11 protein-coding genes are annotated in these 10,518 nt (G+C 72.5%); 6 read left to right on the top strand and 5 right to left on the bottom strand.

All coding sequences use genetic code 11. The features are described from left to right. Nucleotides 1-41 precede the first annotated feature (41 nt). Together AC2CJA_RS18975 and AC2CJA_RS18970 are read right to left on the bottom strand one after the other, a co-directional pair. Nucleotides 42-1,397: an ABC transporter substrate-binding protein gene (locus AC2CJA_RS18975; protein ID WP_484603901.1), complete on the bottom strand. Its 1,356-nt coding sequence runs from the start codon at nt 1,395-1,397 to the stop codon at nt 42-44. A 319-nt stretch (nt 1,398-1,716) separates the two neighbouring features. Further along, on the bottom strand, nt 1,717-3,006 hold the full coding sequence (locus tag AC2CJA_RS18970) for an ABC transporter substrate-binding protein (RefSeq protein WP_484603900.1): 1,290 nt from the start codon (nt 3,004-3,006) through the stop codon (nt 1,717-1,719). 203 nt (nt 3,007-3,209) lie between these two features. Between AC2CJA_RS18970 and AC2CJA_RS18965 the strand changes: the two genes are divergently transcribed. From AC2CJA_RS18965 to AC2CJA_RS18955, 3 genes are read left to right on the top strand one after another with little or no spacing between them, the layout of a single operon-like run. Then, nucleotides 3,210-3,716, top strand: a complete 507-nt coding sequence (locus AC2CJA_RS18965; protein WP_484603899.1) for a PadR family transcriptional regulator — start codon at nt 3,210-3,212, stop codon at nt 3,714-3,716. Next, the gene (locus AC2CJA_RS18960) at nt 3,713-4,528 is read left to right on the top strand and encodes an ABC transporter ATP-binding protein (RefSeq protein ID WP_484603898.1); all 816 of its coding nucleotides are present in this window, start codon (nt 3,713-3,715) and stop codon (nt 4,526-4,528) included. Before AC2CJA_RS18965 ends, AC2CJA_RS18960 begins: the two co-directional genes overlap by 4 nt. 6 nt (nt 4,529-4,534) lie before the next feature. Next, nucleotides 4,535-6,877, top strand: coding sequence for an ABC transporter permease (locus AC2CJA_RS18955; RefSeq protein WP_484603897.1), 2,343 nt, complete (start codon nt 4,535-4,537; stop codon nt 6,875-6,877). Nucleotides 6,878-6,983: 106 nt separating this feature from the next. Here AC2CJA_RS18955 and AC2CJA_RS18950 read toward each other — a convergent pair whose 3' ends face one another. The 3 genes from AC2CJA_RS18950 to AC2CJA_RS18940 form a co-directional block, all read right to left on the bottom strand. Then, nucleotides 6,984-7,706, bottom strand: a complete 723-nt coding sequence (locus tag AC2CJA_RS18950) for a S1 family peptidase (RefSeq protein ID WP_241717670.1) — start codon at nt 7,704-7,706, stop codon at nt 6,984-6,986. A 131-nt stretch (nt 7,707-7,837) separates the two neighbouring features. After that, complete coding sequence (locus tag AC2CJA_RS18945; protein ID WP_484603896.1) at nt 7,838-8,212, bottom strand: hypothetical protein; 375 nt, start codon at nt 8,210-8,212, stop codon at nt 7,838-7,840. Beyond that, the gene (locus AC2CJA_RS18940) at nt 8,209-8,448 is read right to left on the bottom strand and encodes a hypothetical protein (protein ID WP_484603895.1); all 240 of its coding nucleotides are present in this window, start codon (nt 8,446-8,448) and stop codon (nt 8,209-8,211) included. The genes AC2CJA_RS18945 and AC2CJA_RS18940 overlap by 4 nt, the downstream gene beginning before the upstream one ends. A 174-nt stretch (nt 8,449-8,622) precedes the next feature. Here AC2CJA_RS18940 and AC2CJA_RS18935 point away from each other — a divergent pair, with 174 nt between their 5' ends. The 3 genes from AC2CJA_RS18935 to AC2CJA_RS18925 all read left to right on the top strand — a co-directional run bounded on the left by AC2CJA_RS18935 (nt 8,623) and on the right by AC2CJA_RS18925 (nt 10,364). After that, on the top strand, nt 8,623-9,453 hold the full coding sequence (locus AC2CJA_RS18935; RefSeq protein WP_484603894.1) for a helix-turn-helix domain-containing protein: 831 nt from the start codon (nt 8,623-8,625) through the stop codon (nt 9,451-9,453). After that, a complete protein-coding gene (locus AC2CJA_RS18930) occupies nt 9,450-9,665 on the top strand; it encodes a DUF397 domain-containing protein (protein WP_484603893.1) in 216 nt (71 codons plus the stop codon). The genes AC2CJA_RS18935 and AC2CJA_RS18930 overlap by 4 nt, the downstream gene beginning before the upstream one ends. A 399-nt stretch (nt 9,666-10,064) precedes the next feature. Continuing rightward, nucleotides 10,065-10,364, top strand: a complete 300-nt coding sequence (locus AC2CJA_RS18925; protein ID WP_484603892.1) for a DUF6342 family protein — start codon at nt 10,065-10,067, stop codon at nt 10,362-10,364. Nucleotides 10,365-10,518: the final 154 nt, after the last annotated feature.

Here is a 10,518-nt window from a genome sequence, read left to right as displayed (position 1 = left end):
CGGCACGGCGGGAGTCGTGGCGGACATCGGCGCTTTCCGCCTCAGCTCTTCTTCCAGGCCTTGGCCGCGGCGGACTCGAGCTTCTCGGCGGTGCCCTCCGGGTCGGAGGGGTCGCGCAGGAAGTCCTGGAGGAGCTTCCACTCGCCGGCGCCCTGGGTGCCGCCGAAGGCGGCCGGAGCCTGGTCGGACATGTCGAACCGCACGCCGTCGCCGGCCTCCACCAGGGACTGTGCGATCTGCCGGGTGGTCTCGTCCTGGTACGCGTCCAGGTCCAGGGCCTCGTTGGGGGAGATGAAGCCGCCGGCCCCGGCCCACACCTCGGCGGCCTCCGGGGTGGCCAGGAACTCCACGAACCTCATGCCGGCGTCGGTGTTCTCCCCGTCCTTGAGGACGACCGCCGCGTCCCCGCCGCCGACCACCGGCGGCTCGCCGCCGTCCACGGCCGGGAACGGGAAGAACTTGGCCTCCTCGCCGACCTTCTTGCCGAACTGCCCGCTGATCAGGCCCGCGACGAAGTCGCCCTCGTAGACCATGCCCGCCTTCGGGTCGTCGCCGAAGACCTTCTCGACGGACTCGGGGAAGTCCGTGCGCAGCGCGCCCGCGCCGCCGCCCTCCACCAGTTCCCTGTCGCCGAAGAGCTCGCCGAGGGTGGTCAGGGCCTTGACGACGGAGGGATCGGTCCAGGGGATCTCGTGGGCGGCGAGCTTGTCGTACATCTCCGGGCCCGCCTGGGAGAGGTAGATGTTCTCGAACCAGTCGGTGAGCGGCCAGCCCGCCTCGCCCGCCACGGAGAAGGCGGCGACGCCGGAGTCGGAGAGGGTCCGGCCGGCCTCCAGCATCCCGTCGTAGTCCTTCGGCGGGGTGACGCCGGCCTGCTCGAAGGCCTCGGGGCCGTACCAGACGGTCGACTTGTTGGATGCCTTGAAGTACAGGCCGTAGAAGACGCCGTCGACCGTTCCGTACTCCTTCCACACCGGGGCGAAGTAGTCGCGCGCGCGGTCGTCGGCGGTCTTCGACAGCGGCTTGAGCCAGCCCTTGTCGGCGAACTGCTCGAGCACACCGACCTGCGGGACCATCACCACGTCCGGCGCGTTGCCGCCCTGGATCTTGGAGCCGACGACGGTGGAGACGTTGTCGCCGGTGGAGACGAACTTCATCTCGGCACCGGTCTTCTCGGTGAAGGCGTCCATCACCTTCCGGAAGTTCTTCTGCTCCACGCCGGTCCACACCCCGGCGACCGTGACCGTCTCGCCCTTCAGTTCCTGGCCGCCCTTGTCGCCGCCCGTGGTGGTGTCCTCGCCGCCGCAGGCGGACGCGGTCAGGGCGAGTACGAGCGCCGCCGCGCCGGCTGCCGCGGCGCGTCTGGCGGTACGGCCTGTGCTGTCTGCTGTGTTCACGGTGTCCTTCTCGGGGTCGGCCGGCCCGGGGGGTCCGGGAGGTCAGCGGGGTGCGGACGCGGGACGCGCCGGGAGGCCGTGGTCGGTCGTGGCCGTGAGCATCCCTCGTGATCCCGTTCCTGCTCGCGGAGCGCATGGTTCGTGAACCGCCGTTATACATACATGTTATGTACGGGTGTCATCGAGGTGTCAACGCATGGTCGGGAAGTCGCCCTGTATGGCCTGTTATGTCCGGAACGGGAACGCCGGGAGGCGTCGAGGGAAGCTGATCAGTGCCTAACGTGTATGCAGGAGAGAGGGGGTGGCGCCGGGGAAGGAATCAGCCCTCGCCGGCGACGGACCGCAGCTCGCGCACCAGCCGCGCGACCGCCTGCCGCGGGGTCTGCCGGCCCGCCATCGCGTCGTGCACCACCGCCTGCACCACCAGGCTCACCTGGTCGTAGCGCGGGCTCTTGGGGCGCGGCTCGGCCGCCAGCACGCTCTCGCGCAGAGTGGGCAGATGGGGGAAGTCGCGCACCAGACCGGGGTCGGAGTACAGCGACTCCCGCACCGGGGGCAGCGCCCCCTCGGTGAGCACCCGGCGCTGCACCTGCTCACCGGTCAGGTACGCGATCAGGTCGGCCGCCGTCTCCGGGTACCGGGAGCGGGAGTTGACCGCCAGGTTCGAGCCGCCCAGCACGCTGACGCCCGGACCGTCCGGGCCGGGCAGCGGCACCACCTCGAACCTCCCGGCCACCTTCGACCCCTCGCCGCCGGCCAGCGCGTACACGTACGGCCAGTTGCGCAGGAAGAGCAGCCGCCCGTCCTGGAACGCCTGCCGCGACTCCTCCTCCTTCCAGGTCAGCGATTCCTCCGGGATCCAGCCCTCGCGCACCCCGTCGGCCAGGAAGGCCAGCCCCTGCGCCGTCGCCCCGGAGCCGGCCGTCACCGTCGCGCCCTCGTCGCCGAGGAACGAGCCGCCCGCCGAGCGCACCGCCTCGGTTGCGTTGGCCGTCAGCCCCTCGTACGGCAGGAACTGGCCCGCGTAGCCGTCCAGTCCGTGCCGGGGGGCGACCTCCCTCGCCAGCCGCTCAAGCTCGGCCCAGGTGCGCGGCGGACGCTCACCCTCCTTCGCCAGCACGTCCGCGCGGTAGTACAGCAGCCCGGCGTTGGTCACGTACGGCACCGCGTACAGCCGCCCGCCGAAGGTGGCGGTGTCCACCACCGGCCGAAGGAAGGCGTCCAGCGGGAAGCGGCCGGGGTCCACCGGGGCGATCCAGCCCGCCGCCGCGAACTCCGAGGTCCAGGCCACGTCGATGTTGAGCACGTCGAAGCGGGAACTGCCCGAGCGCAGGCCGGTGACCATCTGGGCGCGGGTCTCGTCGGCGGAGTCCGGCAGCTCCACCAGCGTGGCCTCCTCGCCCGGGTGCGCGCGGTTCCAGTCCTCCAGCACCGGATCGAGATAGTCGGTCAGATCCCCGGCGGTGACCAGGGTGACCGGGCCGCGCCCCCCGGTGTGCGGGGCCGGCCCGGCGGGCCCCCCGCCGGCCGGCGAGCCCGGTCCGGCGTAACCCGCCAGCACCACGGCCGCGGCCAGGAGCCCCCTCCCCGCGGCCCGCGTCCACCGCATAGGCCCCTCCCCAGCGCACCGGTCGTGCGCGACCGACCCGGCGGCCGGCGAGCACCGGACGCTCATATATACCCGTTGGCCATGGGCGATACTAGACGCCGACCGACAGACAGCCGGCGCACCGCCGACCGGGCCGCCGCCGCCCGGGAGGGGCAGCCGGCCAGGCACCGGCCCGGTACGGGACGGGGAGGAGGAGTACGCGCGTGCGTCTGCCGCTCCTGGCCCTCCTCGCGGCCGGTCCCGCCCACGGATACGAGCTCAAGGGCGCCCTTGAGAAGCTGCTGGGCGCCGCGTACCCTCAGCCGAACGTCGGGCAGGTCTACGTCACGCTGGGCAGGCTGGAGAAGTCGGGGCTGATCGAGGGCGAGGACGTCGCCCAGTCCACCCGGCCCAACAAGCGGATCTACCGGCTCACCGACGCGGGGCGCGAGGCGGTGCGGGCGTGGTTCGAGGAGCCCACCGACGAACCCCGGGTGCGGGACGAGTTCTTCATGAAGCTCGCGATCGCCCCGCAGACCGGCCTGGCCGACCAGATCGCACTGATCAACAAGCAGCGCCGCCAGTACCTCAACACCATGCGCGAGCTGTCCCGGCTCGCCGCGGCCGAGGACCGGGACAACCGGGTGGCGCAACTGCTGATCGAGGGCGCGATGCTGCACCTCCAGGCCGACCTCGACTGGCTGGAACGCTGTCAGGAGGAGTTGGAATGAGCCGTTCCCAGGCGCCGGCCGGACCGGAGCCCGCCGCACCGGACCCCGCCGCACCGGCGGGCCCGCCCCCTCTCCTGCGGGCCGAGGGCCTGGCCAAGACCCACCACGGCGAGGGCGCCCCCGCCAGGGCGGTGCGGGGTGTGGACCTGACCGTCTCGCGCGGCGAGTTCGTCGCCGTCACCGGCCCGTCCGGCGCGGGCAAGTCCACCCTGCTCCACCTGCTCGGCGGACTCCAGAAGCCGGACGCCGGCAGCATCTGGTTCGACGGCACCCGCCTGGACTCCTACGGCGAGTCCCAGTGGGCGGTGCTGCGCCGCCGCCGCATCGGCATCGTCTTCCAGTTCTTCAACCTCGTCTCCAACCTCACCGTCGCCGACAACGTCGAACTGCCCGCCCTGCTGGCCGGCACCAGCCCCAGGGGCGCCCGCGCCGACCGCGCCGAACTCCTGGCCGAACTCGGCCTGGAGGGCAAGGAGCGCAGCATGCCCGGCGAGCTGTCCGGCGGTGAGCAGCAGCGTGTCGCCCTGGCCCGCGCCCTGGTCAACCACCCCGACCTGCTGCTGGCCGACGAACCCGCCGGCAGCCTCGACAGCCGCGGTACCCGCGAGGTGCTGCGCCTGCTCTCCCGCTTCCACGGACGCGGCCAGACCATCGTGCTGGTCACCCACGACGCCCGTATGGCCAGCGCCGCCGACCGCGTGATCAGCTTCTTCGACGGCCGCATAGCCGACGACGCCGCCCTGGACGCGGGCGGCCCGGGTGCGCGGCGGCGCGGCAAGGGCGTGGCCGGCGTACTGGAACTGAAGGACTGAGACGACGTGCGCGCCACCCTGCGCTGGGCCCACGCCGACCTGCGGGCGCACCGCGGCGAGGCGCTGTTCACCGTACTGGCCACGGCCGGGATCATCGCCTCCCTGCTGCTCGCCGGCGCCCTGTTCTCCTACACGGCCGACCCCTGGCAGCGGGTCTTCACCCAGTCCGAGGGCGCGCACGTGTGGATCCACACCCGCGACGGCGCCCGGCCGGAACAGCTGCGCGACCTGGAGGGCGTCGCGGGACTGGCCGGCCCCTTCCGCACCGCCCGCACCACCGTGGAACTGGGCGGCGCGCGGGCGAGCGCGGAACTGCGCGCCACCGGACCCGAACCGCCCGGGGTGGGACGCCCGCTGATCACCGCCGGCCGCTGGCCGGCCGCCGGCGCCGCCGACGAGATCGTCCTGGAGGGCTCCCTCGCCCGCGCCCTGTGGGCCGAACCGGGCGACGCCCTCTCCGTACGGGGGGCGCGCGGCACCGAGCACACGCTGCGCGTCGTCGGAGTCGCCGACACCGCCGAACCCCGCTACGCCCCCGGCGACACCCCCGGCACCGGCTGGCTGCCGGAAGAGGGACTGGAGACGGTCCAGCCCGACCCCGGGCGCACCGGGCAGACCGTCGGACTGCGCCTGGAGGACCCCGTCGACACCGACTTCATGGTCCAGCGCGCCGTCACCGCCCTCGGCACCGACCAGGTCTCGCAGGTCACCCGCTGGCAGCAGGCCCGCGCCGACGCCGAGGGCGAGGGGCGGCTGCTCGGCCTGCTCCTGGCCCTCTTCGGACTCGGCGCGCTGCTGGCCGCGGCCCTGGCGGTCGCCGGGGCGATCAGCACCCGTGTCCACGGCCACCTGCGCGACATCTCGGTGCTGAAGGCCATCGGCTTCACTCCCGCCCAGGTCGTCCGCGTCTTCCTCGTCCAGCACCTTGGCTTCGCCCTCCTCGGCGTCGCCTGCGGGGCGGCCGTCACCGAACTGCTGGGCGCGCGCGTCCCCGGCCGCATCGGCGAGGCGGTGGACGTGTGGCGGCAACTGCCCGGCCACACCTGGACGGTGCTGGCCACCACCGGCGCCTCCGTCCTCTTCATCGCCACCGCCACCTCGCTGGCCGCCTGGCGCGCCGGGCGGGTGCCGCCCGTTCCGGTGGCGCGTACGGCGGTGCCGCGCGGCCTGGGCCCGCTGACCCCGCCCGAGCGGCGCGCCCTGGGCCGGGACGTGCCGCCCGCCCTCGTCCTCGGCTGGCGCGGCGCGTTCCCCGGCCGGGCCCGCTCGCTGGCCGCCGTCGGGCGCCTGGCCGTGCCACTGGCCATGATCACCGCCGCGCTGGGCGCCTGGGCCACCGTGGACCGCTTCCACGGACGCCCGGAGGAGATCGGCCTGCCCGCCGCCCTCACCGTGCGCGACGGCTCCCCCGAGGGCGCGGCCTCCGGGGCCGGGTACCGCGCCCGCACCGAGCGGCTGCTGGCCGCGCACCCCGACGTCACCGCCGTCCACCCCGGCGCGGAGGCCGAGGCCCTCGTCCCCGGCCAGACCGCCACCATCACCCTGCGCGGCCTGGGCACCGACGCCGACCCCTATCCCTTCGCCCTCGCCGAGGGCCGCCTCCCCGACGGCCCGGACGAGGCCGTCGCCGGACAGGGACTGCTCGACCTGCTGGACGTGCGCGTAGGCGACTGGGTGCGGATGACCGTCCAGGGCCGCCCGCAGATCCTCCACATCACCGGCCGCTCCATCGAACCCGAGGACGGCGGACGGGTGATCTCCACCTCCCTGGACAACCTCGACCTGGGCGACGGCCCGGGCCCGGCCGCACCCGACCTCCACCACCTCGTCCTGCGCGACGGCGCCGACGCCGGCCAGGTCGGCGCCGACCTGGCCGCCTCCTCCGGCGGGCGGCTGGAAGTGCGTGAGCCGGCCAACCCCGCCGACGAGCTGGCCGGAGTACGCGGCGTCCTCGCCGGACTGATCGCCGTGCTCGCCCTGATCGGCCTCACCGAACTGTCCACCGTCATCGGCGCCCGCGTCCGCGACCGGGGACGCGATCTGCTCGCGCTGAAGGCCATCGGCCTGACCCCGCGCCAGACAGCGGGCGTGATCACCGTCTCCACCGCCTTCACCGCCCTGGCCGCCGCCCTGGCCGGCACCGTGCTGGGAGCCGCCGCCGGACGGTGGCTGATCGACGCGCAGGGCCGCTCCAGCGGCATCGGCGCGGGCATAGCCCAGACCCCGCACCCCGGCGTCCTGCTGCTGGTGGCCGCCGCGGCCGTGGTGGGCGCGGTCGCGGTCTCGGCCGTCCCCGCCGCCCGCGCCGCCCGCCGCCGCATCGCCGACACCCTCAGCGAGACGCTCTGAGCGGGGCGGTCCCGCCCGGAACCGGAAAACGGGTCCTCCCCGTTCCGCCGGGGCGGAACGGGGAGGACCCGGAGAAGGGACTGCCGCCGGAACGGGCCGCGTGGGGTCAGACGCCCGCGATCGACTGGATCCAGGAGCGGTAGGCCGTCACGTTGGTGTACGCCGTGGTGGTCTGCCGGTCGCTGGTGGAGGCGACGCCGACCTGGACGCCGTTGGCCATCATCGGGCCGCCGGAGTCGCCGCCCGCGGTGATGCCGTCGCCGCGGCGGGCGCAGATCGCCGAACCGTAGTAGGCGTCGTAGCAGCCGCCGGTCACGATCACGTTCGCGACCTTCAGGTACCGCGACTGGCAGTTGGCCTCGGAGCCGCACCGGGAGGTGGCGCCCCAGCCGTAGACCTGCACGGTCTGGTTGACCCACACCGAGCCCGGCTGTCCCAGGCGCGCGTAGGTCGCCGAGACCGAGCGGTCCAGGCGGACCAGCGACAGGTCCGAGGAGGAGTGGTTGTAGATCTGGGTGCCGTTGGCGACGGTGCCGCCGCTGTGCTGGTCGAGGCTGCCGATGCGGAACGACAGCCCGCCGCCGCTGACGCAGTGCCTGGCGGTGAGGATCCAGGTCGGCGCGATGATCGTCGCGGAGCACGTCTCACGGCCGTTGGAGAACAGCCGCGCGGCCCAGGGCGCGTTCTGCGCGTAGCCGCCGCCGATGATCGGCTGCGGGCCGCCGCTGCCGGGCGCCTCCTTGGCGGAGGCGGCGGGGGCCAGCACGAAGAGGGAGAGGACGGCGGCCATGGCCGCGATCAGGGCGGGGACGAGCCTGGTTATTCGCAAGGGATTCCTCGCTTCCGGAGACACGCGGTGGTTCGCGTGTGACCTGTGGGGGAGGCACCAGGTTCCCGGAAGCGGAACGGGCTGGGTACTACCACTTGGCCATAGCACGGTGTTATGGCCCCGGCGGTTGCTCAGAGGTAGATCTGCCGCCCGCAGTCGCGGCAGCGGACCCTGCCGCCGAGCCTCCCGATCCGCCGGTGCCCGCACGCAACGGTCCCCGTCGCGCGGTCCGTTCCGTCCGTTCTGCCGGGCGGCTCGTCCCGGCCGTGGGACTGGAGGCGCACCATGTGGTCCAGCTCCGCGATGCACGGGCCGCACGCGTACACGTCGCCCGCCGCACCGGGAGTGCGCACCGAACCGATCCACAGCACCCGTACGCCGTCGCGGCGGCAGTACAGCCAGCAGCCGCCCGTGGTCCAGCCGTTGGCGTCGTCGGTGTGCGCCGGCAGCGGCCACCCGTCGCGCCACGGGCGCTCGACGGCCGGGGCGAACGGAGGCGGCGTCACACCGCACCCCGCTCGATGACGGCCGCCAACTCCCGCGCCACCGGCGCGGAGCACTCGCCGAGGACCACCATCGCGTAACCGGCCGCCCCGTCCGCGCCCCTGTACGTGCGGACAGGGGCGCGGACGTCCACGGCCGGGAACCGGATCCCCGCCCGCCGCAGCGCCTCGGCGAGCGCGTCACGGGCCGCCTCCGCCTCCCCGATCCGTTGCTCTCCAACCTGATGCGAACCTTCCATCACCATATGGTGTGATACCTCCGCCGTATCCATGTGCGAGAAGCGACATCACGACTACCGTCGGTCGCGTTCGCTTTACGAGCATGAACCGGAGTGGAGCGCGAACACCCGTGGCCGGGAAGCCCTTCCCGGCCGCCCGGTGCCGCTTCCACACATTCCACGGAGGGGGACGCGATGCCGCCGAGAAGAGTGGTCACGGGCCGCAGTCAGGAACCGCGCCGGCGGTTCGCCGAGGAGCTGCGCACCCTGCGCACCGAACGCGGCGACAGCCTGCGGAAACTGGGCGAGGCGCTGGGCTGGGACTGGTCGTTGTTCGGCAAGATGGAGAGCGGCCACACCATCGGCAGCCCGGACGTCGCCCAGGCCCTCGACCAGTACTACGGCACTCCTGGCCTGCTACTGGCCCTGTGGGAGCTGGCGGCCGGGGACGCCACCCGGTTCCGCGAGAAGTACCGCCGCTTCATGGCACTCGAGGGCGAGGCGGTGAGTATTCAGAAGTACTCACCCGGTGTCGTGCCGGGACTGCTCCAGACCGAGGCGTACGCCCGTGAGCTGTTGACGCTGGGTGGCCTGCGTCCAGGCGACGAACTGGAACAACAGGTGAAGGCGCGCATGAGCCGCAGAGATGTCCTGACGGGCGATGGCGCGCCTCAGCTCAGAGCGATTCTCGACGAGGCCGTTCTGCGCCGCCCGTTGCCGGACGCCACGGTATGGCGCGAGCAGTTGAAGTATCTGGTCGATACGACAGAGCTGTGGAACGTGATACTGCAAGTTCTCCCGTTTCGAGCCGGATTGCGCGAACTGAGCCACACGGACACGGCGTTCCTGCGACTCCTGGACGGCAGGACCGTCGCATGGGTGGAGACCGCCTACAGCGGGGAGTTGATCGAGGAAGCGGCCCGGGTCGAGGAACTCCAGGTCGGCTACGATCGGCTGCGCGACCACGCCCTGTCCCCGCGTGACTCGGCGGAGTTCCTACTCCGACTCCTGGAGGAGCTTCCATGACCACCTCCCCGTACGAGATAACCGCCGCACGGTGGCGCAAGTCCAGCTACAGCAACCTCAACGGAGGCGACTGCGTCGAGGTCGCCGGCAACCTCCCCGGCACCGTCCCCGTGCGCGACAGCAAGACCCCGCACGGCCCGGCCCTCGCCTTCGGCCCGGACGCCTGGGCGTCGTTCCTCACCGCCGTCAAGAACGACCGGCTCGCCTGCTGAGCCGGATCGGCGGGCGTCCCGGAGCCTGTGTGCCGATGTCCAGCGGTCCCGTCGGCGCCGAACCGGAGGAGTCAGCGGACCGTCGTGGGGACCGGATGGTCGAACCCGTCACGCACCTACCGGGGTGGCGACAGGGAAGTGCTCTGAACCGATCCGGAAGCGATCAGATATTTGCATATGCCGCCATCAAAGTCCTCTGTGCGGAAGAGAAGAGGCAACTGTGAACCCTCATCGCCGGGAAGGGTGAAACGTGTGTAGCTTTTCAGCGGGTTCGCGAGAGGTCTCGTGAGCCCGACATCGAAGAGAGAGCGGACTTTCCCGGCATTTGGGCACGTCACTTCGTGTGTGTCCGGAGTTCTGGAACAAAAGAGGTCCGCCATGGTCAAGAGGGGGCACATCATGGCAGATATCGATCTCGGGCTGGCGACGGACTGGGACGAGGGAGACACCCACGGCCGGGTCAGGCTGCGGCAGAACCAGGTCTACCCGGATTCGCCCAAGAAGGATGTGCTCATCAGCTCGCCGGTGAGCATCGAGCTGTCGGTTAACACGAACTACTCCACTTCCCAGGAAGCGGACAAGATCTACTTCACGACGCACTACGGCTCCACGAAGAAGATCATCGCGATTCTCGACTCCGAGGGCAACCTGCGCATCGCCGGTCGCCTGATCGAGGAGCAGCGAGACCTGTCGTACTGACGGACGGGTCCGCGCGGGGGGGGGGGGGGGGGGGGGCGGGGCCCGCGGCGGTGGGGGGGGGGCGGGGGCCGCCCGCCCCCCGCCCCGGTGGCCGACGACCGCGCGGGACGCTCCTGAGCTGCCGGTTTCCTGAACCCTCCGGGTTGTCCACAGG

It is taken from the genome of Streptomyces sp. ATLC9 (assembly GCF_057196705.1).
The sequence above is the reverse complement of the archived record's forward strand: the minus strand, read 5'-3'. Positions and strand labels throughout refer to the sequence as shown.

Excerpts from the sequence above, each read along its gene's own strand:
- AC2CJA_RS18970 (WP_484603900.1), bottom strand. The coding sequence starts at position 3,006 with ATGCGGTGGACGCGGGCCGCGGGGAGGGGGCTCCTGGCCGCGGCCGTG.
- AC2CJA_RS18960 (WP_484603898.1), top strand. The coding sequence starts at position 3,713 with ATGAGCCGTTCCCAGGCGCCGGCCGGACCGGAGCCCGCCGCACCGGAC.
- AC2CJA_RS18940 (WP_484603895.1), bottom strand. The coding sequence starts at position 8,448 with ATGGAAGGTTCGCATCAGGTTGGAGAGCAACGGATCGGGGAGGCGGAG.
- AC2CJA_RS18935 (WP_484603894.1), top strand. The coding sequence starts at position 8,623 with ATGCCGCCGAGAAGAGTGGTCACGGGCCGCAGTCAGGAACCGCGCCGG.
- AC2CJA_RS18930 (WP_484603893.1), top strand. The coding sequence starts at position 9,450 with ATGACCACCTCCCCGTACGAGATAACCGCCGCACGGTGGCGCAAGTCC.
- AC2CJA_RS18925 (WP_484603892.1), top strand. The coding sequence starts at position 10,065 with ATGGCAGATATCGATCTCGGGCTGGCGACGGACTGGGACGAGGGAGAC.